The organism is Gelidibacter sediminis, from assembly GCF_004364975.1.
Lineage (GTDB): Bacteria > Bacteroidota > Bacteroidia > Flavobacteriales > Flavobacteriaceae > Gelidibacter > Gelidibacter sediminis.
This window is the reverse complement of the sequence record NZ_SOBW01000007.1, coordinates 381892-408129: the sequence shown is the minus strand read 5'-3', so window position 1 is coordinate 408129 and position 26238 is coordinate 381892. Positions and strand designations below refer to the sequence as shown.

Annotated in this window: 25 protein-coding genes; 10 read left to right on the top strand and 15 right to left on the bottom strand. The window is 36.8% G+C overall.

All coding sequences use genetic code 11. From position 1 onward, the window contains the following. The first annotated feature begins 2 nt into the window (after positions 1-2). The 8 genes from BXY82_RS01875 to BXY82_RS01840 all read left to right on the top strand — a co-directional run bounded on the left by BXY82_RS01875 (position 3) and on the right by BXY82_RS01840 (position 7241). Positions 3-905, top strand: a complete 903-nt coding sequence (locus BXY82_RS01875; RefSeq protein WP_133756482.1) for a geranylgeranylglycerol-phosphate geranylgeranyltransferase — start codon at positions 3-5, stop codon at positions 903-905. Between the two features lie 68 nt (positions 906-973). Further along, entirely contained in the window at positions 974-1885 is a 912-nt protein-coding gene (locus BXY82_RS01870) for a pseudouridine synthase (protein ID WP_133756481.1), read from the top strand. Between the two features lie 447 nt (positions 1886-2332). Further along, positions 2333-3745, top strand: coding sequence for a type III PLP-dependent enzyme domain-containing protein (locus BXY82_RS01865; RefSeq protein WP_133756480.1), 1413 nt, complete (start codon positions 2333-2335; stop codon positions 3743-3745). Between the two features lie 66 nt (positions 3746-3811). Next, on the top strand, positions 3812-4756 hold the full coding sequence (gene speB / locus BXY82_RS01860; RefSeq protein ID WP_133756479.1) for an agmatinase: 945 nt from the start codon (positions 3812-3814) through the stop codon (positions 4754-4756). Further along, positions 4743-5720, top strand: a complete 978-nt coding sequence (locus BXY82_RS01855; protein WP_133757391.1) for a deoxyhypusine synthase family protein — start codon at positions 4743-4745, stop codon at positions 5718-5720. Before speB ends, BXY82_RS01855 begins: the two co-directional genes overlap by 14 nt. Before the next feature lie 2 nt (positions 5721-5722). Next, positions 5723-6061: a hypothetical protein gene (locus BXY82_RS01850; protein ID WP_133756478.1), complete on the top strand. Its 339-nt coding sequence runs from the start codon at positions 5723-5725 to the stop codon at positions 6059-6061. A 264-nt stretch (positions 6062-6325) separates the two neighbouring features. Then, the gene (locus BXY82_RS01845; protein ID WP_133756477.1) at positions 6326-6739 is read left to right on the top strand and encodes a VOC family protein; all 414 of its coding nucleotides are present in this window, start codon (positions 6326-6328) and stop codon (positions 6737-6739) included. Between the two features lie 142 nt (positions 6740-6881). Further along, positions 6882-7241: a hypothetical protein gene (locus BXY82_RS01840; RefSeq protein WP_133756476.1), complete on the top strand. Its 360-nt coding sequence runs from the start codon at positions 6882-6884 to the stop codon at positions 7239-7241. A gap of 17 nt (positions 7242-7258) precedes the next feature. On the opposite strand, the gene BXY82_RS01835 is transcribed toward BXY82_RS01840, so the two are convergent. The 5 genes from BXY82_RS01835 to BXY82_RS01810 form a co-directional block, all read right to left on the bottom strand. After that, on the bottom strand, positions 7259-8767 hold the full coding sequence (locus BXY82_RS01835) for a mannosyltransferase (protein WP_317128550.1): 1509 nt from the start codon (positions 8765-8767) through the stop codon (positions 7259-7261). Positions 8768-8832: 65 nt separating this feature from the next. After that, positions 8833-10323, bottom strand: coding sequence for a cellulose synthase family protein (locus BXY82_RS01830; protein WP_133756475.1), 1491 nt, complete (start codon positions 10321-10323; stop codon positions 8833-8835). Next, positions 10320-11012: a glycosyltransferase family 2 protein gene (locus BXY82_RS01825; RefSeq protein ID WP_133756474.1), complete on the bottom strand. Its 693-nt coding sequence runs from the start codon at positions 11010-11012 to the stop codon at positions 10320-10322. The genes BXY82_RS01830 and BXY82_RS01825 overlap by 4 nt, the downstream gene beginning before the upstream one ends. Positions 11013-11147: 135 nt before the next feature. Beyond that, positions 11148-12746: a 4Fe-4S binding protein gene (locus BXY82_RS01820; protein WP_133756473.1), complete on the bottom strand. Its 1599-nt coding sequence runs from the start codon at positions 12744-12746 to the stop codon at positions 11148-11150. A 673-nt stretch (positions 12747-13419) separates the two neighbouring features. After that, positions 13420-14718, bottom strand: a complete 1299-nt coding sequence (locus BXY82_RS01810; RefSeq protein ID WP_133756472.1) for an NAD(P)/FAD-dependent oxidoreductase — start codon at positions 14716-14718, stop codon at positions 13420-13422. 91 nt (positions 14719-14809) lie between these two features. Here BXY82_RS01810 and BXY82_RS01805 point away from each other — a divergent pair, with 91 nt between their 5' ends. Both BXY82_RS01805 and BXY82_RS01800 read left to right on the top strand, forming a co-directional pair. Further along, positions 14810-15829, top strand: coding sequence for a glycoside hydrolase family 113 (locus tag BXY82_RS01805; RefSeq protein WP_133756471.1), 1020 nt, complete (start codon positions 14810-14812; stop codon positions 15827-15829). After that, positions 15829-16590, top strand: coding sequence for a metallophosphoesterase (locus tag BXY82_RS01800; RefSeq protein WP_133756470.1), 762 nt, complete (start codon positions 15829-15831; stop codon positions 16588-16590). The genes BXY82_RS01805 and BXY82_RS01800 overlap by 1 nt, the downstream gene beginning before the upstream one ends. Here BXY82_RS01800 and BXY82_RS01795 read toward each other — a convergent pair. The 10 genes from BXY82_RS01795 to tamL form a co-directional block, all read right to left on the bottom strand. Beyond that, on the bottom strand, positions 16587-17339 hold the full coding sequence (locus BXY82_RS01795; protein WP_133756469.1) for a TIGR04283 family arsenosugar biosynthesis glycosyltransferase: 753 nt from the start codon (positions 17337-17339) through the stop codon (positions 16587-16589). The genes BXY82_RS01800 and BXY82_RS01795 overlap by 4 nt on opposite strands. Positions 17340-17409: 70 nt before the next feature. After that, the gene (locus tag BXY82_RS01790) at positions 17410-18210 is read right to left on the bottom strand and encodes a DUF547 domain-containing protein (RefSeq protein WP_133756468.1); all 801 of its coding nucleotides are present in this window, start codon (positions 18208-18210) and stop codon (positions 17410-17412) included. Positions 18211-18246: 36 nt separating this feature from the next. Then, positions 18247-19134 carry a sterol desaturase family protein gene (locus tag BXY82_RS01785; RefSeq protein ID WP_133756467.1) on the bottom strand — a complete coding sequence of 296 codons (888 nt, stop codon included), beginning with the start codon at positions 19132-19134 and terminating at the stop codon, positions 18247-18249. Positions 19135-19179: 45 nt separating this feature from the next. Next, positions 19180-19992: a purine-nucleoside phosphorylase gene (locus BXY82_RS01780; RefSeq protein ID WP_133757389.1), complete on the bottom strand. Its 813-nt coding sequence runs from the start codon at positions 19990-19992 to the stop codon at positions 19180-19182. Further along, positions 19992-20663: a TIGR04282 family arsenosugar biosynthesis glycosyltransferase gene (locus tag BXY82_RS01775; RefSeq protein ID WP_133756466.1), complete on the bottom strand. Its 672-nt coding sequence runs from the start codon at positions 20661-20663 to the stop codon at positions 19992-19994. The genes BXY82_RS01780 and BXY82_RS01775 overlap by 1 nt, the downstream gene beginning before the upstream one ends. A gap of 78 nt (positions 20664-20741) precedes the next feature. Next, the gene (locus BXY82_RS01770) at positions 20742-21191 is read right to left on the bottom strand and encodes a rhodanese-like domain-containing protein (RefSeq protein WP_317128549.1); all 450 of its coding nucleotides are present in this window, start codon (positions 21189-21191) and stop codon (positions 20742-20744) included. Positions 21192-21292: 101 nt separating this feature from the next. Then, the gene (gene arsS / locus BXY82_RS01765; RefSeq protein ID WP_133756464.1) at positions 21293-22345 is read right to left on the bottom strand and encodes an arsenosugar biosynthesis radical SAM (seleno)protein ArsS; all 1053 of its coding nucleotides are present in this window, start codon (positions 22343-22345) and stop codon (positions 21293-21295) included. Positions 22346-22691: 346 nt separating this feature from the next. Further along, on the bottom strand, positions 22692-23027 hold the full coding sequence (locus BXY82_RS01760; RefSeq protein ID WP_133756463.1) for an arsenosugar biosynthesis-associated peroxidase-like protein: 336 nt from the start codon (positions 23025-23027) through the stop codon (positions 22692-22694). Positions 23028-23373: 346 nt separating this feature from the next. Next, the gene (locus tag BXY82_RS01755; RefSeq protein WP_133756462.1) at positions 23374-23853 is read right to left on the bottom strand and encodes a nucleoside deaminase; all 480 of its coding nucleotides are present in this window, start codon (positions 23851-23853) and stop codon (positions 23374-23376) included. Between the two features lie 85 nt (positions 23854-23938). Next, positions 23939-26221, bottom strand: a complete 2283-nt coding sequence (gene tamL, locus BXY82_RS01750) for a translocation and assembly module lipoprotein TamL (protein ID WP_133756461.1) — start codon at positions 26219-26221, stop codon at positions 23939-23941. Positions 26222-26238 lie beyond the last annotated feature (17 nt).

Sequence of the window (26238 nt, the reverse complement as noted above, 5' to 3'; positions counted from 1 at the left end):
TTATGTTATCCAGAAAGCAGAAACATGTATTAATTAAGTTTTTTAGCATGTTTTCTGTAATTAGAGGCTACAATATTTTAGTTGTAGTAATTGCACAATACTTAACTTCCATATACATTTTAGCGCATGATAGACCTCTGCGCGAAGTGGTGCTCGATTTGAATTTGTTCATGTTGGTGTTAGCTTCGGGCTCTACCATTGCTGCTGGATATATAATCAATAATTTTTACGATTCTGAAAAGGATCTGATCAACCGTCCAAATAAGTCAATGTTGGACAGATTGGTGAGCCAGAATACAAAACTGTCCTTTTATTTTGTCTTAAATTTCTTAGCCGTCGTGATGGCAAGCTATGTGTCATTTAATGCTGTAATATTCTTCTCACTTTACATTTTTGGAATTTGGTTTTATTCGCATAAATTAAAAAGACTCCCGTTTATTGGTAATCTGACCTCTGCCGTGCTGACCATAACACCATTTTTTGCTATCTTTATATATTACAAAAATTTTGAAACGGTCATTTTCTTCCATGCTATGTTTTTGTTCCTGATCATCTCAATGCGGGAATTGACTAAAGATCTTGAAAATATCAAAGGCGATTTAGCGCAGGGCTATTTCACCATTCCGGTGGTTTATGGCGAGTCCGTTTCCAAAATTATGCTTTCAGTGTTGGCCGTATTTACACTGTTGCCAACACTCTTGCTTATCAACTATTTTGATATTGGACACATGACCTACTTCTTTTATTTGAGCACCTTTTTATTAGGAGTTTTTATATTGATGTTATGGAATTCAAAAACCAAAACGCACTATCTCATTCTACACAACATCTTGAAATTTATCATTGTTGCCGGTGTGTTTTGTATTGTTTTGATTAATGTAGACGTTGTATTGAATAGGATTTGATGAAAATCCTATTTTCAAGTTCTAAAATAGTTATATATTAAAGTATCTTTGCGTAAAATTTTTAAGTCATGAGTAGACATCAAGGGAGTAGTGGAAAAGGAAAATCTTCGGGAAGAGGGCATAGTAAAATGGGTGCTGCAGATTCAGGAAGGGGAAGTGCTAAGCCTAAAAACAAGAGCTTTGCGAGAGGTAATGCTCCATTGAAAAAAGTTTCAAAAGATACTACAAAACCTTCTTATGATAAAAAAGCTCCATCGAAAAAAACCCATTCAGATGAAATCAGATTGAACAAGTATATTGCCAACTCTGGTATTTGTTCGCGTCGTGATGCTGACTTGCATATTTCTACTGGAAATGTAACCGTTAATGGCAAGATTGTTTCTGAAATGGGCTATAAAGTGAAATTGGATGATGATGTTCGATTTGATGGCGCTCGAATTAATCCGGAAAAAAAAGCATATGTTTTACTAAATAAACCTAAAGGATTTGCGACTACTGCAAGCGAAGGTAAGGGAAGAACCGTGATGGATTTGGTAGCAAATGCAACAACCTCGCGTATTAAACCAATTGGCCGCTTAGGAAGAAATTCATTAGGACTCATCCTTTTTACTAATGATGACGATTTAATGCAAAAGTTTACCAACTCAAAAAAAGGAGTACCACGTGTATTCCAAATTGAATTGGATAAAAACCTAAAATTCGAAGATTTGAAGAAAATTCAGGATGGATTAAACATTGAGGGAAAATTTGTAAGTGTAGAAGAAATTAGTTTTGTCGAGGGCCAGGCTAAGAATTTAATTGGTTTAAAAATAAAAAATACGGGCAGTACAATTATACGTTCAATTTTTGATCATTTACATTATGAAATTGTGTCTTTAGATTGTGTTGCCATTGCTGGTTTAACCAAGAAAGATATTCCTAGAGGTCATTGGAAGCACCTCACCGAGCAAGAAATTAACACCTTAAAAATGCTGCCATAATACCAACAGTCTTGACCGGTGTGTCAACAGGTATTTTTTCAAAATAGAATGAAATTATAAAAGGTTTGACGCCTAGCGTTTTAAGCCTTTTTTTTCTGCAATAAGTGATCTCATTAAAGGGTTTAACCAATGAGGTCATATTTTTATCTTTTGCATCTTGTTTTTTAATTTTTTTATAGTTCTTTTGCACTTCATTTGCTGAACCCTTGAATCGTGTTTTTACGTTTGGGCTTTTGAAGTTTAGGAAGTCAATTTCAAAAGCAGCTTATAAGATAAGTCACCAGATTTTAAAGCTTACTTCTAATCATAAAATTTCAAATAGCAAGCACCTCGTTGTCGTGTGTGTGCCTTCGCATCAGCAAATTCAGGTTTGATTGTCATTATTTATCAGGAATTTATTACTCTAATTGATTTTTTTTTCAGAATTTTAAAACTTAATAATACATAATGAATACAAAATATATTGATCTCATCAATCAAACCTTCTATTTTCCACAAGACGAATTTAAGCTGGAAGATAAAACACTTCAATTCCATGATATTGATTTAATGCAATTGGTAGAAGATTATGGGACACCCTTAAAATTTACTTACTTGCCTCAAATTTCCAATAATATAGGACGTGCCAAAACATGGTTTAATAAAGCCATGAAAAAGCATAAATACAAAGGGAAATATCATTATTGCTATTGTACTAAAAGCTCCCATTTTAAACATGTCTTAAATGAAGCTTTAAAAAATGACATCCATATAGAGACTTCTTCCGCGTTTGACATTGATATTGTAGAAAAACTAAAGGAAGAAGGCAAGATTACAAATAAAACCTATGTAATCAGCAACGGATTTAAACGAGCACAATATGTGACCAATATTGCGCGATTGATTAATAGTGGCCATAAGAATTGTATTCCAATTATAGACAATTACGAAGAAATTGATTTATTGTCTCAAGAGATTAAAGGTAAATTTAATATTGGAATCCGTATTGCATCAGAAGAGGAACCAAAGTTTGAGTTCTATACCTCCCGTTTAGGAATTGGATATAAAAATATTCTTCCTTTTTATAGAAATCAGATTAAGGAAAATAAGAAAGTAAAGTTAAAAATGCTTCACTTTTTTATCAACACAGGCATTCGTGACAATGCTTATTATTGGAATGAATTATCAAAATGTTTAAAAGTATACACCAGTTTAAAGCGCATCTGTCCAACATTGGACAGTTTAAATATTGGTGGTGGTTTCCCCATAAAAAACTCGTTGGCATTCGATTTTGACTATGAGTATATGGTAGATGAAATCATCAATCAAATTCAATTGTTCTGTGAGCAGGAAGAAGTAGATGTGCCAAATATCTTTACGGAATTTGGAAGTTTTACAGTAGGAGAAAGCGGTGGTGCCATTTATGAAGTGCTCTATCAAAAGCAACAGAATGATAAGGAAAAGTGGAACATGATCAATTCATCATTTATCACCACGCTGCCAGACACATGGGCTATTAATAAGCGTTTTGTAATGCTGCCAATTAACCGCTGGAATGATAGTTATGAGCGTGTGCTTTTAGGAGGTTTGACTTGCGATAGTGATGATTATTACAATAGTGAGCAACATATGAATGCAATTTATCTTCCAAAATACAATAAGGAAAAACCTTTGTATCTTGGCTTTTTTAATACTGGAGCATATCAAGAAACCATTGGCGGATTTGGCGGATTGCAACACTGTTTGATACCATCACCTAAGCACATTTTAATTGATAAGGATGACGATGGTAATTTCAGTACAAAGATCTTTAGTGAACAACAGAAAAGTGAAGACTTATTAAAAATATTAGGTTACAACGACACGGATGAGAACTCATAGTTTCTCAATAAAATCATTAACTTTCAAACACCAATTGCATTTACTTTAAATAATAATTATTACAAAATGAACAGTAATATCACATATGCGGGAATACCTGAAGAATATTCCAAATTAGACAATGCCAAAATCGTATTGATTCCTGTGCCGTATGATGGTACCAGTACTTGGCAAAAAGGTGCTGACCAAGGTCCGAAAGCATTTTTGGACGCTTCCGAAAACATGGAACTTTATGATATAGAGACAGAGACGGAGGTTTATAAACAAGGGATTTATCTTGCAGATGCCGTAACTGAAAATTCATCTCCGGAAAAAATGGTAGATGCGGTCCATCAAACGGTTAAAAAATATATTACCCGTAACAAATTTGTTACCGCATTTGGTGGAGAGCACTCTATATCCATAGGAACCATTCGTGCTTTTAATGAATGTTTTGACAATCTGACGGTATTACAAATTGATGCGCATGCTGATTTACGCAAGGAATATCAGGGTTCAAAATGCAACCATGCTTGCGCCGTATATGAGGCTAGTCAAACAACTAACCTGATTCAAGTGGGCATCAGAAGTATGGATGTTATTGAGACTACCGTAATGGACAAGGACAAGACTTATTTTGCCCATGACATGGTCAATGATGAGTTTTGGATGGACAGCGCAGTAGACCAAATGACTGAAAATGTATTTATTACTATTGATTTGGATGCTTTTGATCCTTCTATTATGCCATCTACCGGAACTCCTGAGCCAGGTGGCTTGCTATGGTATGAAACTTTAGATTTCCTTCGAAAAGTATTTGAAGAAAAAAATGTAGTAGGATTCGATATTGTAGAACTGTGTCCAGATGCTGAAGAAAAATCTTCTGATTTTCTTGCTGCAAAATTATACTACAAAATGTTAAGCTATAAATTCTTGGATGATAATGTTGAAGATGGTTACGAAAGCACCTTCAATGAATCAGCTTCAAGTTCAAACAAATTTTCAAAATTCGATAATGATGACGACAACTAAAGGACCTATTTCAAATTTTATTGAACATTACTACTTGCATTTTAATGCAGCAGCATTGGTTGATGCCGCTAAAGGCTATGAAGCACAGTTGGCAAAAGGATCTAAAATGTTAGTGTCTTTGGCCGGTGCAATGAGTACAGCCGAGATAGGTAAAATATTTGGAGAAATGATCCGCCAAGATAAAGTACAGATTATTTCTTGTACAGGGGCGAATCTTGAAGAAGATATTATGAATTTGGTAGCACATTCACATTACAAACGCGTACCTAATTATCGTGATTTAACGCCTCAAGAAGAGTGGGATTTAATGGAGAAAGGTCTAAACCGTGTTACGGATACCTGTATTCCAGAGGAAGAGGCTTTCAGACGTTTACAAAAACATATTGTCAAAATTTGGAAAGATGCCGAAGCTAAGGGAGAGCGTTATTTTCCACACGAATTTATGTACAAAATGCTCTTGAGTGGCGTGCTTGAGGAGTACTATGAAATTGACCTTAAAAATTCTTGGATGTATGCAGCAGCAGAGAAAAATTTGCCTATAATTGTACCAGGTTGGGAAGATAGCACTATGGGTAATATCTTTGCAAGCTATGTTCTTAAAGGAGAGTTGAAAGCAAGTACCGTAAAGTCAGGAATAGAATATATGACGTTCTTGGCTGATTGGTATACAAATAATTCAGAGAACGGTATTGGATTTTTTCAAATTGGTGGTGGTATTGCAGGAGATTTCCCGATATGTGTGGTGCCAATGTTATACCAAGATATGGAACGTACAGATACACCATTCTGGAGTTATTTCTGTCAGATCAGCGATTCTACAACAAGTTATGGTTCATACTCAGGAGCCGTTCCTAATGAGAAAATAACTTGGGGAAAATTAGATGTTGATACCCCAAAATTTATTATTGAAAGTGATGCTACAATTGTTGCACCACTTATATTTGCCTACCTATTAGACATGTAATTATGAGCACTAAAAGAGATAATCTAAAACGCGTAATCGTCGATTTTAAAAAATTGACGCCAGAAATTCTCTCGTTGTTGGTAGAGAAATATCCTGATGGATATGATGATGATAATATCATAACTTTCAAGAATGCCAACAATGAAATTGTAGAGGCCGTAGAAGTGACCACAAAGGATACAAAGTACCTTGTTAAGGTCAGCACGAAACTGCAAGTGACTATGGAGAATTATGATGAAGATGATTATGAAGATTTTGAAGGCGACGATCCAGATGCGGTTCAAGACCCTGAATTGGGTGAGGACGATCCGGAAGTTGAGTTGGATGAAGATATCGATTAATAATAATTATAGGGTAGCTTTGCCAATGTATGGGCAAGTACTGCCTCATAAAAAGTAGTAAAAGTTGCCTATTATGTGGGCAACTTTTTTGGTCTTATCATCAATAAAGCCACTTAAATAAAGTTACGTTGCACTTATTTCCGTATTAAAAAATAATGTAACTTTAACCTACCAGCCATTATTGAAATTGTTAAAGCTATTTTTTATGGCTAGTTAAATTTTGTTACAAAGCATTGTCGTTTAACAGGTTAAATTAATCATATTATGGCAACACAATTTCATTTAGCTTTACCATGTATTAGTATTAACAAAACTAAAATATTTTATAAAGATGTTTTTAGTGCAGAAATTGGACGCTCTGACGTTAAATGGGCTGATATTAATTTATTTACACATCAGATAACTTTTACAGAATGTGGGCCTTTTAAATTTGACTGCCAAAGCTATAATTTTAATGGTGATATTTTACCATCATTTCATTTTGGAGTAATCCTGTTGCATGATGAATGGAATAAGATGTTGGAAAGGCTTAATGCCCATAATGTTCCAATTGCCTCTAAGGTGAAGTTTTTGGAGCATAAAAAAGGTGCGCATCATTCATTTTTTGTTAAAGACCCTAATGATTATACGGTAGAATTTAAATGTTTTGACACTCCTTCTGAAGTTTTTGAATCTTAATTTGTTAGATTTTATAGTCGCTATTCCATATTAAAATCCACGTGCACGCCTCAGTTAGATTGAGGTTGCTAAAAGCCAACGGACTTGTTGTGGCCAATTTCCGAAACCTTATAAAGCTTTTATTAAAACAAAATAAATTATTATGAAAACAAAATTTATAATGGCACTTTCTGTGTTATGTCTTATTCTAATGTCTGTTAAACCAATGCATTTCACGGCAATTAACTCTATCCAAGAAATGAGTATTGTTGGTGTTTATGATGGAAATGAAGGATATGGGTACAATTTTATAGCCCAACATAAAGAGGACGACTCTGAATACACTATGACCTTTCAAAAGGTGAGTGAATCGGTTTCAAAAGAATTTGATTTGGATGGCGAGGTCTTTTTAAACCAAAAATTTGAAGTCACCTATACCGTCAAGAAGGTGGTTACTAAAGATGAGAATGGATTTGATGAAGAAGAGGAGATTTTTACAATAGTGCGCCTAAAAGCGATTTAATACTGTTATAATTTATTTCATAAGACTGCTGTTTGGCGGTCTTTTTTTTTGAAGATTTCCCAGAAAAATACAGCATATACTACCATGTATTGAATGGCAACAATCCATAAATTCTCTGTATGGTCTGAGTTGGCATAGGCTAAATAACTTAAAATAATTACAAACGACCAGACGATCGGAAATTTATAGTTGGTAAATATAGATAGCAACACAAGCGTGGCCAAATACCAAGGATGAATGGTGGTTGAGATAAAGAAATAGATAGTTGCTACCAAAAGCATAGAAACCATCAGGTCGTGCCATGTATTATTTCTCCTAAAAAATGTAAAAAGTAGGACCACTACAACTGTCACGATGGGGATGAATTTCCCGAGGATAGCAATTTGGTTGTACCCAGTGGTCATATAACCAATTTCTCTAGCTATATAATAGAGACTCGCATTAAATTCGAAATTACTAAACCACAAGCCTACCGTTTCTGAATAATTGCAAAGGAATTCTGAAGAATAAAATGGCATAAACAATAGTAGAGTAGTAATGCCCACGATAGTATAAAACCCGAGTAAGGCTTGAAAATTCAACTTTGGAGTTTCTAAATTAGTGATAGAAGCTCCAGCAGTAGTAGGCTTACGATTCACGAAAAACTTATAAAACAGGGGCAAGAATAAAAGTGGAAATAGTTTTACCGATACTGATAGCGCAAAAACAACCGCGGCTATTTTCCAATTGCCCAAATGCAAAAGATAAAAACTCAACACCAGAAAAAAGAGCATTAATCCTTCAAAATGGAGATTGCCGGTGAGTTCAATGATGATAAACGGATTTAAAATATACCAGAAGATGTGCCTTACAGGTATTTTTAGTCGCTTTAAGAGCTTTGCTCCAATATAAAGGGTTCCTATATCGGCTGCAATTAAAAAGATTCTAAATATAATGACAGAACCAAATATGCTTTTGCCAGAAAACAGCGCCGCAATCATAAATACAAATTGTTTTATCGGCGGGTAGTTTGTAAAATGGCTTGCGTTTAATAAGCCCATGCCGCTGTATAGTTGTTGGGCTTGGGCAATGGGGAATTGGGCAGCACTTATAAACGATTCTGGTGTAAAAAGGTAGGGGTTGAAGCCTTGCAATAACATCCTGCCATCCCATATAAATCTGTAGAAATCCTGTGATAGATTAGGTGTAGCAAATAAAAATACCAATCTTAATAAAATGGCTACTACTACTAAGAAATTGAAATTTATGTTCTTGTTTTGGAGGAGTTTATAAAACCCTATAAATAGGGCGGTATATAATACTATAAGCTTGGTGTAATCTGTCCTGACCAGATCATAAGCAAAAAATCCATAAAGTAATATGCTCAATAATGCCCAAAGTAGGGGCGATTGATATACTTTTAGAAGGGCTGGATGAAACATGCTACACGTTGTCGGGTTATCTAAGGAGACTTTGGGTTCATAAGGATTGACAAGATAGGTAGATTTTTGCTTTAATAACTTCGCGTCTTTATCAATAATTGTCAAACAAAAAACCTGATAAATGTTAGTGCTTAACAATTATCAGGTCATTAATTTCTTTCTGCTTCTATTTATGCTTTAGATGTCAACGATTTGAAAAACACATACCCAAACCCAACAAAAAGCATCAAGTGAAAAGGAAACAACCCAAAGTCGCCGCCCTGGTCACCTACTACAAAGGCGCTATATAATCCAAATCCAAAATAAAGCATTAGAGCGCCTTCAAAAATAACGTTCATCGACACTTTTTTACGCAAGTACTTATTGCCTTTCCAAGTGTCCTTCAATGTGCTGATATTAAACTTTGGTGTTCTGATAAATTCACTTCGCTTACCAATATGTCCTTCAATAACGGCAATGGAATTATGGAGCGAGAACCCCATCGCAATGGAGAAAAAGGTAAAAAACAACCCAACATAGGTAAAGAAGTTTTTAAAGCCCTTACCATAAATCTCTTTATACATCATCCAATAACACACAAAAAAGATGATGGTACTTACTACGAAGAAACTCATAAAATAAAAGTAGAATCTCAAGTGGGCATATTCGTTTTTAATATACAACATTGGGATACTTAAAATAGCTACCAAGAAGACGTTTAAAAACATGGTACTGTTTAAAAGATGTAAGAGGCCGTGCACCTTCGTTTTAAAGGAGATGTTTTTTGAAGTTAATACCCGCCACATCATTTTTCTGAAATTCTCAGCACCACCTTTGTTCCAGCGGAATTGTTGCGAACGGGCTGCACTGATGACCACAGGCAATTCAGCAGGTGTTTCTACATTTTCTAGATATTTAAACTTCCAATTTTTAAGTTGTGCTCTATAACTTAAATCTAAATCTTCAGTAAGCGTGTCGCCTTCCCAGTTTCCAGCATCAAGGATACAGGTTTTACGCCACACACCAGCGGTACCATTAAAATTGATAAAGTGCCCTTTACTATTACGGCCAACTTGTTCTAAGGTGAAATGCGCATCTAAAGCAAAGGCTTGAATTTTTGTAAGTATCGAATAATTTCTATTGATATGTCCCCAACGGGTTTGTACCACGCCAATTTCTTCGTCTTTAAAATAAGGAATTGTCTGTTTAAGCCAATTTGGTTTTGGTAAGAAGTCAGCGTCAAAAATGGCAATAAACTCTCCTTTAGCAATTTTTAAACCTTCTTTTAAAGCGCCCGCTTTAAAGCCACTTCTATCCGTACGACGGATATGCTGAATATCGAGACCTGAAGCTTTTAATTTTTGAACGTGTTGAAAGGTAGACTCAACAGTTTCGTCAGTAGAATCATCAAGAACTTGAATTTCTAATTTGTCCTTTGGGTAATCTATTAAAGCGATGTTTTCCAACAGACGGTCCATAACGTACATCTCATTATAAACAGGAAGTTGAATGGTGACAAAAGGAATTTCTTCAGGGTTAGAAAAATCGAAAACTTCAGAAGTGTCCGTCTTCTTTTTTGCAGATAAATAATTAATTAAAAGGTTGAGTTGCGCTAATGCATATAACAAAATAAGTACGAGAGCAATAGTGTAAACAACTATGATAAAGGATTCTAGAATCATTTCTTAAAACTATATTTAAAAATCCAACCTAGGATTTTTACGCCCGCAAAGATAGTACCTTTTATGGTTCCTGATACTTTTGAGACGCCAATTCTTTTTTTATATTTTACGGGAATTTCAGTATAGGTTAAATCTTGTTTTAGAGCCTTTAGTTGCATTTCAATAGTCCAACCGTATGTTTTGTCCTGCATGTGTAAATCGAGCAGCTTCTGATATTTGATAGCTCTAAACGGACCGAGATCCGTAAATGTAGCGCCAAAAAGAATCCGCATTAAAAATGTGGCCAGCCAATTTCCAAAGTGTTGTTGGGGCGTCATGGAGCCTTTTTCCTGTAGACGTTGCACTCTAGATCCGACAACAAAATCAACGTTTTCTTCTAAAATAGGCCGTACAATTTTATGTAATTCCTCAGGATAGTCGCTATAATCACCATCCATAAAAACGATGATATCTGGTGTTGTAGACAGCGTTGCAATATACGCCATGCCTTTTAGACACGCATAGCCATAACCCATTTGAGATTCTAATAATACGGTAGCACCTGCACGTTGCGCTACTTCGGCAGTAGCGTCTGTAGAGTTGTTGTTGACCACAATAACTTCATCTACTATATCTGGAATGTCTTTAATGACAAGCCCTATAGAATCTGCTTCGTTGTAGGCAGGAATGATTACTTTAATAATGGACATCAGATGATTTAACGGTGGTGCAAAAGTAACATTTGTTTGCGGAACATGGTCACGGATGAGACGGTAGTATGATTATACATTAGTATGAGAAGACTTAATTCAAAAATATAAGATAAAAATCAAGGTTGCCTCATGCTATTTTTGATTTACCAAATCCATCAAATCCACGTCATTACCTAATAGGATATCGTTGCTGTTGATGCGCCCATTCATAGAATCATTCTCCAATTTCAAGACCCCTCTTGGGCATACAGCAGCACAAATGCCACAGCCTACGCAACTACTTCTTACAATATTTTCGCCTTTTTGAGCATAGGCACGCACATCAATACCCATTTCGCAATAGGTAGAACAGTTGCCACACGAAATACATTGGCCACCGTTGGTGGTGATTCTAAATTTTGAAAACAAACGTTGCTGGAAACCTAACATTGCGGCCATTGGGCAACCAAAACGACACCAAACGCGGTTCCCAAAAATGGGATAAAATCCAACACCAATCACGCCCGAAAATATGGCACCGATTAAAAAGCCGTAAGATGACTTTAGGAAATAAGTATCCACCAAAAAGACATTTTTAGTGCCGCTAAAATAATGCATCCCGATGAGCACCATGATAATCACAAAATAGCCAATGGCACCATATTGGGCATCCTTTGCCAATTCTTTACGTTTAAAAATCATCACCCAAGCGAATACTACAGTGAGTAATCCGGCAACGCCAAGAAGAAACACATCTTTTGTTAGCCAATATTTACTGGAATCATTTCCTAAATACGAATAAATAACCGCAGTGGTCATCAATGTGACAAATACCACCACGCTGTGTACTACCCAACGTTCAACTTTCCATGCAAATTGACTTTTATCGCTCAGATGGCGAAACGGATCTCCTGCCGTTTCAGCAAGTCCACCGCAACCACACACCCAAGAACAATACCACCGTTTACCGTATTTATAAGTCAAAATTGGAGAAATGACAAAAATCGAAACAATTCCGAAAATTAAAAATGCCAAACCGATATCTCCCGCTTCAATCATAGAATCCACACGATACTTGTCAAAATTGTAAAAATTAAGGGGCCAAATATTCTTTAAATCATAATACGGAAGGCTAAAGGTTTCTGAATTTAACCGCGCCATAAATTCCGGAATTAAGAAGGCAAAGGCCAATTGAAAGAACATCACTGAAATGGTGCGTAACTGTTCGTAACGGTTATGGCGGTATTTGAGCATAAATTTATAGCCAAAGACTAAAATAGCTACCGTATACAATGTGCCATATACAAACCATTGACTTGCGGGGCCGCCATTCAGCAATCTACTTAAAGGATCAAACATTGCTACCAGTCCACCGTTCACGCCACCGTCAGCGGCAAGTCCGAGCCATTCTGCCTTAAAATAAAGAACAACATAAAAAAGGGTAAGCGCAATCCCTAAAGCCCAACCCCAAAGTCCGCGTGAAGCAATGGACTTAAACCAAACTCCATCATTTTTAATCCCTGCTTGTTTTGTTAAATAAGCATTGTTCGAGAACATAATGGTGCCTGCCGTAATTAGTCCTAAGGAGAGGGACAGAAATATTATTTTATTGGGGAAATCAACATTAAAAAGTGCCAAGGCCATGATAAACAGTCCCACAACTCCTAATGCTACGGCAATTTTTTGGGTTTTAGAAAGCGTTTGCGAATCGGGTTTCGCTAGAGACATGCTTGAATTTATTTTGGTACTCATAGTTCGGTTTTTTTTAAACCTCACAGGTTTTTGAAACCTGTGAGGTCTTATGACGTTATTTTAAAAGAAATCTTTCTTTAATTCTTAATCCTTTATCGTTGTGGATAAATTCAAAATTCTCTCTGTTCTCAAATAAATTAAGCACAAATTCTCTATTCAATAATATCGGTTGCTTTGATAGAGTTGACTTATAAGAAGAATATTTATCCTCTGAAATCATCAGTAAATTGGTGATGTGTTGGATTTGTGTGGATATATACAATCAACGATTTTAAATATGTTTCATCAGTTATTTTAATTCTTGAAAATCTCTCTTTAAATAAACACCCAGTTCTATCATATGACTTGTTGATCGCTTTTGCATACGCGTTAAAGAAATTTGAGTAACATTGCGAGATTGTTTTTGACTCAAAATTTTCCTTTAAATAAACAGCAAATGAAAATGGTTTTTCAATAGACAGAAAGCCAAAACATCTGAACAAGGCAGAACGTGTTTTTTTAGTAAAATCAAAAAATACGCATAATTTCTTTCTTCAATAAAAATATTCTCTTTATTGTTTCCACAATTATATATATGATAGTAATTGCCTTCTATGAGAGGTTCGTAATTCATACGTATTTTTTAGATGTTGGAAGACCTCACAGGTTTTCAAAACCTGTGAGGTCTCTATCGTTAAGCCATATTAAATTGATTACTATAAGCCCTGATAATCGCATCCTCAAAAGTTTTATAAAATTCAGGATCAAAGTTGGCTTCTTTTAAATTTTTGATGACATAATCAGTCGTCCGTTGTTCTGTAAGCCATCGGTCAAACACCTCGTGTCGCATGCGGATTCCAAAGGTATTGATGCCTAAAAAGATATTGGATGCTTCCTGATATTCAATGGTAATACATTTTTGGTCATCGTTATGTTTCCAATGAAAATGTGCATTGCCACCTTTAGGCGTGGCAAACACCCATCCGTAAGTTTGGTATTCAATATCAAAAAACTTGGCGGAATTAAACCAGTGTCCAGGATTATAGGCCATCCGATTCCCGCAGATGGTTTGTGCCAATGCTTCACCCATCATTCTGCCTGTATACCACACGGCCTCAATTGGTTTCCGATTCCCTATTGGTTCGCGTTGTTGCGCACAATCGCCAATGGCATAAACATCTTTAACATTGGTCTCTAAATATCTATTGACCAACACGCCACGGTCCGTTTCAATAGTTGACGACTTTACCAAAGTTATATTAGGAGAGACACCTGCGGTTAATCCAACCAAATTACAAGAAATTGTTTCACCTGTTTCTGCAATGATGACACCATTGGCATGTCCGTGGTCATCAGAAGTGATTTCGCCTAGATTTGAGTTTAAGCGTAAATCGATGCCGTGACTTTTTATATGTCTATCAAGCATTTGCGCTTCACCACTTGGTAAAACGACATCCCAAAAGCTTTCTTCCCGCACTAAAAACGTTACTGGAATCTTACGGGAGTGCAACATCTCAGCCAATTCAATACCAATCAAACCGCCTCCAACCACAACTGCGCGTTGACAAACCTCATTGTTGGGCGCAATAGCTTCCAATTGGTCCAAATCTTGTTTGCTATACAAACCAATAACACTCTTTAAATCTTGACCTTTCCATCCAAATTTATTGGAGATGCTTCCAGTAGCAATGATGAGTTTATCGAATTGCAGATTTTCGTTATTCTCAAATTGAAGTGATTTGTGCTCCGTATCAATGGCGGTCACCAAGCCAAATTTCAAATCTATCCGATTTTTTTTCCAAAAGGAATCTTCGTAAGGTTTGGTATGTTCATATTGCATATGGCCCATATAAATGTACATGAGGGCAGTACGAGAGAAAAAATGTTCGGTTTCTGCAGAAATAATGGTGATTTTCTTATCGGATAGTTTTCGGATGTGACGGGCTGCTGTAACTCCAGAAATACCATTGCCGATAATAACGATGTGTTCCATATGGTGACTTTTAGGCTTGATTTGTCGTAGTTTTTTTCAAAACTTAATATTTTAAATTGAGTTTGTTTAAATTTAGGGATAAATAACACGAATGAAATCGGTTTTACATTTTTTATATTTCAGTTTAATATGTTTGCTCTCTTCCTGCAGTGCTATGGTAGAAAAACCTCAGAAAATCAATGGGGTAAGTTTTGTAGCCTCAAGAGTGGCGGTTGATGATACGCATATGGCGCCATTGCTGCAGCTTAATGCTAATTACGCTGCTGTGATGCCTTTTGGATTTATCCGCGAATTGTCACATCCAGAAATAAACTTTAATAGCGAACGCCAGTGGTTTGGTGAAACTGATAAGGGTGTGAGACAATACGTCGAAACTCTTCAAAAGAATCATATAAAAACAATGATGAAGCCTCAAATTTGGGTGCGTAAAGGCGAGTTTACCGGATTCATTAAGATGGTGCACGAAGAAGATTGGAGACTGTTGGAAGATACTTATCGTAATTTTATTCTGACGTATGCAAAAATTGCGGAAGATACCAATGTTGATATATTTTGCATCGGAACAGAGTTGGAAAACTTTGTTGATGCTAGACCCCAATTTTGGAAACAATTAATCAAGGATATTAGGGAAATATACAAAGGGAAGCTTACCTATGCAGCCAATTGGAATGAGTATGACCGAACGCCTTTTTGGTCAGATCTGGATTTTATAGGTATTGATGCTTATTTTCCTTTGAGCGATAAGAAAACCCCAACCGTTGCAGAGTGCAAGGCGGCTTGGCAACCATATAAGAAACAGTTGAAAGCCATATCTGAACGTCATCATAAACCCATATTGTTTACGGAATACGGTTACCGAAGTGTGGATTATACGGCCAAAGCTCCGTGGAATTTTGATAGAGAAATGAATGAAATGAATATGGAAGCGCAATCCAACGCCATGCAAGCCTTGTATGATGAGAATTGGAATGAAGATTGGTTTGCAGGAGGATTTATCTGGAAATGGTTTCATGACCATAATAATGTGGGTGGCGACCAAGACACGCAGTTTACACCGCAAAACAAACCTGTTGAAGCAATCATAAGTACAACTTATAAACACTACCGGTAATGAGAACACTAGCAATAGGGGATATTCATGGCGGATTAAAAGGCTTAGTGGAATTGTTGGAAACTGCAACAGTTAATACTGACGACCGCTTGATTTTTATGGGCGATTATGTTGATGGCTGGAGTGAATCCGCACAAACCGTCCAATATCTGTATGAGTTGTCACAGACCAATGACTGTATCTTTATAAAAGGTAATCATGATGCGTGGTGTGAAACTTGGCTTCGGAACAACAAGGCGCCTAAAGTTTGGTTGGACCACGGTGGAGAAGGGACGATTGAAAGTTATTCGGGTCTGTCGAAAGAGAAGAAACAAGTACATCTTAAATTTTTTGAGCAAATGAAACACTATCATTTGGATGAACAGAATCGGTTATTTGTTCATGCCGGATTTACATCGCTTCACGGTGTAAGTCAGGAAAATTCTAAGAGTACGTTTTATTATGACCGGACTTTGTGGGAAATGGCCATTACTGTAGACAAAAGTATTGATGAAGACTCTGCATTTTTCCCAAAACGCCTAAAACACTATCACGAAATTTATATTGGGCATACCCCAACTCTTAATTTTAATTCAGTGGAACCAATGAATGCTGTTAATGTTTGGAATGTGGATACTGGGGCGGCATTTTTTGGTAAATTATCGGCCGTGGATATCCATTCAAAAGATATTTATCAAAGTAAAGCGTTAATGGAATTGTATCCTGATGAAAGGGGAAGGAACCAACAATCCTTAAATGACATCCTCGGAAACCAATTCTAGGAAATGTGTCTTTTATAATACGTCAACAATTCTTGGGCGTCAGCACCAAACCATTTTTTAATATAGATCATCCAGAAATGGAATTGTAATGTCCAAACGCCGTGTTTGCGATACCGTCTTGCTGAAGTTTGGAGTTTTTTATTAATCACTACAAATTGCTTCCTCTCAAATAGCTGATTGATCAAGATGTTATCTTCATAAATGATGTAGTTTTCATCGTAACCACCAATCTCATCAAAAAGGTGTCGGGTAATAAATTGGCTCTGATCGCCACCTCTGCAAGCGCGCCAGCTGAATTGCGTAAGCCAACTCGCCAATCTTAACCACCAATGTGTACTATCAAATTGCATTCTAAAACAACCAGCAGGATTGCCGTTTTTTACTTCGTTAATAATGTAGCGGTCAAAGTGTTTCGGAGGAAAGGAATCCGCATGTAAAAAGTAGAGAATGTCTCCTGTTGCAAGTTGTGCTCCACTATTCATTTGCTTGGCGCGTCCTTTTTCTGATGAAATTAATCGGATGTCCATTTTAGAACCAGCACTATTTTGAAGTGTTGTAGTGCCGTTTGAAGTAACTTCTAAAATAAACTGTTGAATGACGTCCTGAGATTCATCCGTGCTTCCGCCATCCACTAAAATAATTTCAGAAATAGACTCGACCGATGCATTAGCTACAATATGTTGAAGCAATCTCGTTATGGTTTCGGCTTCATTTAAAATGGGAATAATGATGGAAATCCTGTAGTTCATAAGTTGAAAACCATCCTTAATTCGTTATAGTATAGAATAGCTTAACCACAAAATACTATGAAAATTTTAATTAGTCTTGTTCATTCAATCTCCAATCGTAGTCCTTAAAGCTGTATTTAGCCTTCGGATTGATTTTAATGCGGCTGTATTGATTAATAAATCCTATCAAATCAGTTTTGCCGTTTAGCTTAAAATCGGAGGTATAAAAATCAAATATCTTCGACAATTTAGGGTTATTTTCTGAAATATCATTTTGATTGCTATTGATAAATTCGTCTGTTGCTTTTTGCAGCTGCTCCTGTATTTTATCTGCCAAAAAGGCATCACGTAGTAATTTAGGACACGAAATCGAAGCACAATTGATGGCGAAATGAATTCTCGGTTCATTCATTTTGCGCAGTATACCATGTTCAATAGTGTTTAGCGAGACGACTTTATCCCCAATCTTCACAAAGTCTTTTCCCCAAGGGCGACTGATGTCCTTGATACTTTTAAGCGGGTAATTATCCAAAATCAAATCCACCGTGGCCGCATTGTACAGGTTGATGTAATAGGCTAATAATTCCTGAACGCTCCATTCTGCGTTAGGTGGCGTCTCCGAAAGTTTGGTCAGGTAGGCTTTAAGTTTATCGTGATCCTTTTTAAATTCTTTATAATCGACAAATCCTTTGTCGTTGACATATTTTTTCAATAAAACATCCCAAGCGTTGTGATCCACTTTAATATTGGAATTTGGCATTATCGAAACCAATTTGCCATCCACTTCTTTAATCGTCAGCCCTTGGTTTCCAATGCCTGCTGTGGTTAAATTGCAACTGCTCAAATTGACTACTACCATTATTGAAAACAAAATTGTGATAACGTAGTTCATGAGGTGTAGTTCTAGATGCTTTTGGGTTATATAAAATTACTTGTCAGTTTTAATAAGATAGATGGTTTGTTTGATAAAAGTCTTGGGAAATTTATGATCGTCCTCAAACCCCAATTCAATGTCTCTGCCATCATGAGGAATATAGTCGGTTTTAAAAATATAATCCCAGATGCTTAAGGTCAGTCCGTAGTTCATACCGTATTTTAAATGGGTTGGCAATTCTTTAGCATGGTGCCAAATATGCATCTTCGGATTGTTCAAGATGAACTTTAAAGGCCCATAGTTCCACCCCACATTGGCATGATTCAAATGTCCGATGGTGATGGCGAAAAAGTAAACAATGGCCACATCTTGGGCGTCAAAACCGCCAATTATCGCAATAGGTATGTATTGTAAAGATTTGTAGAGGATGGGTTCCATCCAATGGTAACGCAAATGCCCAGCAAATCCCATTTCTTTAATGGAGTGGTGGACTTTATGGAAATTCCAAAGGAAAGGCACTCGGTGTAAAAGGCGATGGGTGTTCCACTGCACAAAATCGGTGATTAAGAAAAAGATGAGCAGTCCTAACCAACGAGGTAATTCATCTACGTCAAAAACTTGTAAGCTATCTACGTGCCATCCAAAGAAACCGAGGATGTCATTAAAAAACTCAGCTGTGGTATTGGAAAGTGCAATCAGGACAATTAAATTCAATAAAAAGAAATTGAAGAACATATAAAACGTGTCCAACCAGAAATCTTTTCTAAAAATAGACTGGTTTTTGCGCCACGGGAATGCAATTTCTAAACCCCAAACCACTAATGAAATGATGATCAGCCCGTAAAAATAGTTATCCCAGTGGTAGATATCAATGAGCTCATATTTGAGATAATTCCAATAACCCGTATAGGATTTTACAATAATGTCGAGGTATTTTTCCATAGTCACAAAACCTCCGGATGACTTTGTCTGAGAGGTTTAAAAAAATTATAAGCTTTTTATCAATTCCTTAAACAGAACAATCATGTTTGGCTCTGCTTTTTCCGCCATTGCGATAATCTCAGAGATATCTACGGGCTTCAGGTTGTTTGGGTCGCATTCATCAGTCAAAACTGACACGGCCGCGGCTTTTAATTTTAAATGGTTGGCCACAATAATTTCTGGAACTGTACTCATGCCTACCGCATCAGCACCAATTATTTTCAACATTCGGTATTCTGCTCTGGTCTCCAATTGAGGTCCAACTACTGAGGCATAAACACCTTTATGTAGGGTTATATTATGGGCAGCAGCAATACGTTCAAATTTAGAATTAATGTCCGCATCGTAAGGTGCGCTCATATCTGCAAAACGTTCGCCCAATTGCCCTACATCTTTAAAAGCAAGTGGCGAACTTCCTTGAAGGTTAATATGGTCATCAATCAACATCAACTCTCCTTTTTTATAATTGAGATTGATAGCGCCTGATGCATTGGAAACTAGTAAGGTATGGATGCCTAATTTTTCCATGATTCGTACCGGATAGGTCACATCTTGTAGCGAATATCCTTCGTAAATATGAAAACGGCCTTGCATTACAATTACTTTCTTACCTTCTAAGTTTCCATAAATTAATTTGCCTTTATGGAACTCAACGGTGGCCGTTGGGAAATTAGGAATGTGGTTATAGCTGACTTCGTGAAGGATTTCTACTTCTTTGATTAATTGTCCTAGCCCAGTACCCAAAATAATGCCTATTTCAGGATTGTCAAAACCCTTACTTTTTAAGTAATTGGTAGTTTCGATTATATTTTTAATCATCATATATTGTAAAATTTTTTAAGTTGCTGATAATGCTGCATGTCTTCAAAGGTATCAATATCATTCAATTCTTTCAAGAGGTGAAGTTTTGATGCCTGCAGATCATGAAGGGTATCTTTTAGAACGGTATCCGTACCCCAAGATTTATTCTGAAATACCTTATGGTGAAGCGTCTTCATTGCCAATAAATAATACCCGCCATCTAAAGCAGGTCCTATCACCACATCATTCGCTTCAAGTTGAAAAAAGGCCTCTTGGATAAGATCAGCGTTCAAGTCTAACAGATCGCTACCAATAATCATTACCTTGTTATAGCCCATGGCTAATAATTCTGAAAAGGCGTTGTGCATGCGCGCACCCAAATTATTTCCGTGCTGTAGTTTTTTTTTGAATAAGGAAGCATTCCACAAATCTTCTTTTTCAATAGTTTCAGAATAAAACACATACCTGTCCGCTTTGATTTCTTTAGAAATGGTAGCGGTATGCTCTAGTAAGAATTTATAAACTTCCAACGCATTTTCATTACCAATTTTTGCTGCCAATCGCGTTTTACACTTGCCTAATTCAGGATTCCGGGTAAAAATAATGAGCGCATTTTTAGAGCTTGGAAAATGAAAGTCGGTAGCCATATCATTAGCCTTAGCCGTATCTTTTGAAGAAAGTATGCCCATACAGAAGGTGTATAATTAACTCGTTTTTTTCGAAACTCAAAGTTAGTCTTTAAGAGGGTGTATTACACGAATCCAAGGTTAAATTTTGTCTAAAATTGGACCGTATACTTTGGTGCCTTTAAGGAGCCATTTGCTCCAGGCTTCTGAATAAGCATGTACGTTGTCAGTAGGATGGCCGTCACTATCAACAATGGGAAAATCTGCATTCTTCCATTCAAAAATACCACCGTAAAGATTGTACACATTGGTGTAGCCTGCTTCTTGCAGTTGTTGGGCTATTTTTTCAGAACGGATTCCCAATGAGCAATAGACAACGATAGCTTGGTTTTTGTCTTTAAGATGTAAAGTGGCTTGGTTAATATCAAAGGTGTTATAGCCCACAAAAATTGAATTGATGAGACGGCTTATTTGGTATTCTTCATACTCGCGTGCATCAAAAATAATCGCATTTGTTTTAGGCATCGCCAATTCATGTACTGAGATATAAGGTACGTCGTGGTTATTATGTTGTTGTAATAGTTCTGCCAAACTATTTTGAGAATGCATTGCGCAGCTAAAGATGACTAGAATTAAAGAGAAATATTTACGCATTGCACCTTATTGATCATTTGCTTTTAATAAATTAGGGTCTAGATGACGCTCCCTTGGCAGCTACTTCCTGCGCCTGCGGTACAGCCGTAACAATGTTGGGAGATCATGATGGTACGTCCTTCTAAAAGCTCTTCATTATAGTCAGAAATATGCTTCACCTTACTATTGACGGGAAGGTTTAGCATCTGGTTAAAATCACAATCGTATAAATAACCATCCCAAGATATGGATAGTGTATTAGTACACATCACATTTTTAACGGCATTCGGATTGTAGGCTTCTACCAAAGCATACATGTAATCTTCATAGTTTTCCGAAGCAATCAAATAATCCAAAAACCGGGCAATAGGCAAATTTGTAATCGCAAAAAGATTGTGAAAATGAATGTCAAAGTCCTGTTTTAGGGCCTTTTTAAAATCTTTTTCCATGCTATTCTGATTACCTGGCAAGAAGGCGCCTGATGGATTATAAACCAAATCCAATCGTAAATCGCTGTTCGGCATGCCATAACCTATAGCATTCAGGTCTTGTAAAGCGCGAATCGATTTGTCAAAAACCCCATCACCACGTTGCTTATCAGTTTTGCCCTTAGTCCAATGGGGCATGGAAGAAATAACATGTACGTTATGGGCTTTAAAAAATTCAGTAAGATCGTAATACTTTTTGTTGGCCCTAATAATAGTCAAGTTAGAACGCACGATAAAATCTTTAATACCAGCTTTAGACGCTTGGTCCACAAACCATCTGAAATCAGGATTCATTTCTGGGGCACCCCCGGTTAAATCTAAGGTATGGGCCCCAGTGTTTTTAATTACCTCCAAACATTGCAACATCGTCTCTCGGATCATGATTTCCTTTCTGTCTGGCCCAGCATCTACATGACAATGTTCGCACACTTGGTTACACATATAACCCAGGTTGATTTGTAAGATTTCGAGCTTCTTGGCTTTTAATGGAAATTGGCCTGTTTCAGAAATTTTATTTTTAAACGTGGGTAGCTCTCCGTTCTTAAAAATACCATTTGATAATATTTCGACTTGTCTATTGCTATTGGCTAATTCGCTTTCGCGTTTTTTTAAGGACTTGATCATGTATAGATTTCATATTTAAAGTTTAAGCATGTTAGGCTTTTACTTTATTCTTTTTGTGACCATCTCTAAGTTGATGGCTGTATTCTTTTAATTCTGAAAAATCCTGATTTGCATGGGGATTAATGATTCAGGGAGATTTCAGAAGTGGTATCTCTTAAATAGGCACTTTACTTTTATTTCGATTAAGAGATTCCGATGTGCATCGGGATGAGCGATTCACGTCGATTTCATAAGTGGGGGTACCTCTTAAAAAAATCTTTGCTTTTATTTCAATTTAGAGATCCCGATTTTCATCGGGATGAGCGATTCACACACTCCCGATGAAAAATCGAGAGTGGTTCTCTGCTCACATTTCTAATTTATTCACTTTGTTCATCATTTGCACCCCATGCACCAGCGTTGCGCCACCTTTTATTGCAGCACCTACGTGGAGCGCTTCCATCATTTCCTCTTTGGTAATGCCACGTTGTAAACCATCTTGTGTGTAGGCATCAATACAGTATGGACATTGCTCAGTGTGTGCCACTGCTAGAGCAATTAATGATTTCTCACGGGCAGAAAGTTTGCCTTCTTCAAAAACCTTAGCATAATAATCAAAAAATTTGCTGCCAAGTTCTTCATTCCATTCGGATATTTTTCCAAATTTTTTAAGGTCTGCGGGATCGTAATATGTTTTTTGCATGGAATATGGTGTTGGTTATAGGTACGATAAAAATTTAGGTTCGGTTTTCAGTCGGTAATCTGTTGTAAACTTAACAGAAATCTGATAATTAATAAAGCAGTTGTTTGTTGATCCTTCAATAAGGAACTAAAACATCATGAAGTTTTTTGTTAAAAGACATATTAATTAAGAGTTTAATTCTTGTGGATTTTCATACAAAAACTATGCTGGAAGGGTGTTACACGGTTCTAGCAACGATTCCTATTAATCGGAATCACTCGGTTCTCGATACTATTCCGATAAATCGGAATCACTCGGTTCTCGATACTATTCCGATAAATCGGAATCACTCGAACTTGGAGGGCGATTAATACACTGTTTTATCCTCTTTTTCGCTCCATTTTTGGAATGGCTCTAGCGCAATGTCTCTCGCTAATTGTTCAAAAGGGATGCTTCTTTTTGCGTAGGGTAATTCAATTTCTTTGTAAATAAATTCGTCATCAAAATTAATGTCGGCCGCATCTTGTTGGCTACAGCCATAAAAAACCTTATCTGGTCTCGCCCAATAAATGGCACCAAAACACATAGGGCAAGGTTCACAGGATGTATAAATTTCGCAACCTTCCAATTGAAAGGTGTTCAGGTTTTTACAAGCATCTCTTATGGCCATCACCTCAGCATGAGCTGTAGGATCGTTATTTGAAGTCACTTTGTTATTACCTCGTCCTACAATCTTTCCATCCTTTACAACTACACAGCCAAATGGTCCACCTTCGTTATTTTGCATGCCTTTAAGTGCTGCGTTAACAGCTTCCAACATAAATTTATTTTTAGTATCTGTTTTCATTTTTATAAGATTTAAATTTTTATTGTCTGCATAACATACCATTTTATTAAAGGTTAGCAAACATACTATAATTATTAAAACGTGATTAGAACGGATATCCGATGGCGAAGTTTAAGATGGGTTTGCTTACGTCAAAATTAAAACGCTCTCCTTTTGGGAGGGACGGATCGTGAAACGGTGCAGCCAAATCAAACCTAATGACAAAACTTTGAATGTCTACGCGAAGTCCAACACCAGCACCCATACCCAATTGACTGATAAAATCTCCAGAAAATTTATCTTTTCCATCAAAAATGGGATTCTCTGTGGTGTTCCAAATATTTCCTGCATCAGCAAATATAGCCCCTTTAAAAAATGATACAATGGGAAATCTGTATTCTAAGTTAGCTTCTAATCTGACATTGCCGGTCTTATCAAAAAAATTGTCGCTAGTATTATTGGTGTCTTGAACAGCATTATAGGTGCCAGGGCCCAACGATCGAATTCTAAAGGCCCGCACGCTATATGGTCCGCCAGCATAATACTGTTTTACAAAGGGGACGACATCTGAGTTGCCATAAGCAAGTCCGTAACCAGCAAAAAGACGGGCAGCAATTGTCTGTTCTTTGCCAAAGTTAAAATGGTAACGTATATCCACATCTGCTTTTGCATATTGTACGTATTCTAAACCTAAAAACGTTTTAGGGGAATTTGGGGTCTCTTCCTTGCCAAATAAGCTTATGGAATTTCCTGCCACATCCAATGTGAAATTGAGATACTTTTGATGTGTTCGCTGCGTATCAACCAGCTCATTGTAGGTAAAGGAATAGGTGAGCCCTGAAATAAATTGCTGCTCAAAACTGCGTCTCAAAAAAGGATTTTCACTCAGGATGTCCTCAAATTCTGGCGTAGAGTTTACGAGGTCAGTATAACTCACAGAGATAGGATTAATTTGATGTGTCACATATCTATTGGCGTCCCAGACATATCCAAATAAAGCTGTGCCAGAGAGTAATGTGTATAATTTGGTCCGGTCTAAATAGTCTACACTAATGGATGTTTTTGTTTTGGGAATGGAATATTGAAAGAAATCATCGTTTATTTTAAAAGGGAAAATTACTCTCGGAAAAATTAGTTCATTCTTTAATCCAAATTCGAGACTACTGTCGCCTAAACTTTTTTCGCCCCCAACTTGCGCTTCATACCCTACCTTTAAAGTGGTGTTGTACGTTTCGCCACCTCCAAACACGTTGCGGTTGCTATATGTGAGTGCCAATGCCGGCCCTGTAAAATTGTTAGATTTGGTTACCACTTGCAATTCCGCCATAAATGCGCGTTTATTTAATGGTGACAGATAAATGTTGGCTTCTAACAGCCCTAGACTATCGGTTACCAACGTATCAATCTCCTTATATTGAATATTGACAAATTTATAAGCGCCAATTGTTGACAGTCGCCTGGCGGTGTTACGCGAAGTGTCAGGGTTGTACAGTGTTCCTTCTTTAAGCTTTATAAATGGATCGAGATATTTTGGCTTCAAAAACACTTCTTTTTGAATATAGTTTTTCTCATTATATCGAATAAATTCGGTTTGTAGGGAGTCTGAAGTTTCGTAATTAGGATAAATATTAATGCTTGCAATTTTGTATGGTACTGTTGCTTTTCTTGGTACAGCCTTTTTTAATTTTAGGAATAAATCAAAATGCTTATTATCATATCTATTGGTGTCTGCCTCAAAAATGAGAAAACTATCGTCAAAATTGTAATAGCCCTTTCTTTTAAGTTGTGTGTCCATGCGAAGTCGTTCCAATTTCATGGCATTTAAATCAAATCGCATGCCTTTCGTAAATGGAGAACTTTCTACAAGGGTTTGAATTGCACCGTATATAGGAGCAGGCAAAGAGTCTAGCTGGAACGTTGCCATACGGTAGGGCTTAGGCACATTTACGGTGTAAGTCACTGAGGCTTTCTTGCCAGACTCTACCACATTGGACGATGCTTTACTGTAGAAAAAACCTCTATTTTCCAGTCTGTTGAGTAATAAATCTTCAACATCAAAGGTTTCTACGTCAGATTGGTAAACGGGTTTTTCTCCAAACTTTTTATAGAGCCAACGGTTGATGAACCCTGGATGTTCTTTTTGGTTTTTATAATAATAGTACAATCCGGGATACATCCCAAGGAATTTAGAATTGGGTTCCGGGCCCATCACAGATTCTAAAGTAGCTCTCAATCCATCTTCGTTCTTAATAATTGAATCAGACTTGATAATCAGACGTGCCCCAGTATACAAGCGTTCGTCTTCAGGAATATGTTTCGCTATACTGCAAGAGTAGAAGCTTCCAAATATGACGCTGAGGACAAGAATATATTTTAAATAGAATTTCAAATTCAAAATATTATGAT

Coding starts and splice junctions, on each gene's coding strand:
- BXY82_RS01875 (WP_133756482.1), top strand. CDS start 3: ATGTTATCCAGAAAGCAGAAACATGTATTAATTAAGTTTTTTAGCATG.
- BXY82_RS01870 (WP_133756481.1), top strand. CDS start 974: ATGAGTAGACATCAAGGGAGTAGTGGAAAAGGAAAATCTTCGGGAAGA.
- BXY82_RS01865 (WP_133756480.1), top strand. CDS start 2,333: ATGAATACAAAATATATTGATCTCATCAATCAAACCTTCTATTTTCCA.
- speB (WP_133756479.1), top strand. CDS start 3,812: ATGAACAGTAATATCACATATGCGGGAATACCTGAAGAATATTCCAAA.
- BXY82_RS01855 (WP_133757391.1), top strand. CDS start 4,743: ATGACGACAACTAAAGGACCTATTTCAAATTTTATTGAACATTACTAC.
- BXY82_RS01850 (WP_133756478.1), top strand. CDS start 5,723: ATGAGCACTAAAAGAGATAATCTAAAACGCGTAATCGTCGATTTTAAA.
- BXY82_RS01845 (WP_133756477.1), top strand. CDS start 6,326: ATGGCAACACAATTTCATTTAGCTTTACCATGTATTAGTATTAACAAA.
- BXY82_RS01840 (WP_133756476.1), top strand. CDS start 6,882: ATGAAAACAAAATTTATAATGGCACTTTCTGTGTTATGTCTTATTCTA.
- BXY82_RS01830 (WP_133756475.1), bottom strand. CDS start 10,323: ATGATTCTAGAATCCTTTATCATAGTTGTTTACACTATTGCTCTCGTA.
- BXY82_RS01825 (WP_133756474.1), bottom strand. CDS start 11,012: ATGTCCATTATTAAAGTAATCATTCCTGCCTACAACGAAGCAGATTCT.
- BXY82_RS01820 (WP_133756473.1), bottom strand. CDS start 12,746: ATGAGTACCAAAATAAATTCAAGCATGTCTCTAGCGAAACCCGATTCG.
- BXY82_RS01810 (WP_133756472.1), bottom strand. CDS start 14,718: ATGGAACACATCGTTATTATCGGCAATGGTATTTCTGGAGTTACAGCA.
- BXY82_RS01805 (WP_133756471.1), top strand. CDS start 14,810: ATGAAATCGGTTTTACATTTTTTATATTTCAGTTTAATATGTTTGCTC.
- BXY82_RS01800 (WP_133756470.1), top strand. CDS start 15,829: ATGAGAACACTAGCAATAGGGGATATTCATGGCGGATTAAAAGGCTTA.
- BXY82_RS01795 (WP_133756469.1), bottom strand. CDS start 17,339: ATGAACTACAGGATTTCCATCATTATTCCCATTTTAAATGAAGCCGAA.
- BXY82_RS01790 (WP_133756468.1), bottom strand. CDS start 18,210: ATGAACTACGTTATCACAATTTTGTTTTCAATAATGGTAGTAGTCAAT.
- BXY82_RS01785 (WP_133756467.1), bottom strand. CDS start 19,134: ATGGAAAAATACCTCGACATTATTGTAAAATCCTATACGGGTTATTGG.
- BXY82_RS01780 (WP_133757389.1), bottom strand. CDS start 19,992: ATGATTAAAAATATAATCGAAACTACCAATTACTTAAAAAGTAAGGGT.
- BXY82_RS01775 (WP_133756466.1), bottom strand. CDS start 20,663: ATGGGCATACTTTCTTCAAAAGATACGGCTAAGGCTAATGATATGGCT.
- arsS (WP_133756464.1), bottom strand. CDS start 22,345: ATGATCAAGTCCTTAAAAAAACGCGAAAGCGAATTAGCCAATAGCAAT.
- BXY82_RS01760 (WP_133756463.1), bottom strand. CDS start 23,027: ATGCAAAAAACATATTACGATCCCGCAGACCTTAAAAAATTTGGAAAA.
- BXY82_RS01755 (WP_133756462.1), bottom strand. CDS start 23,853: ATGAAAACAGATACTAAAAATAAATTTATGTTGGAAGCTGTTAACGCA.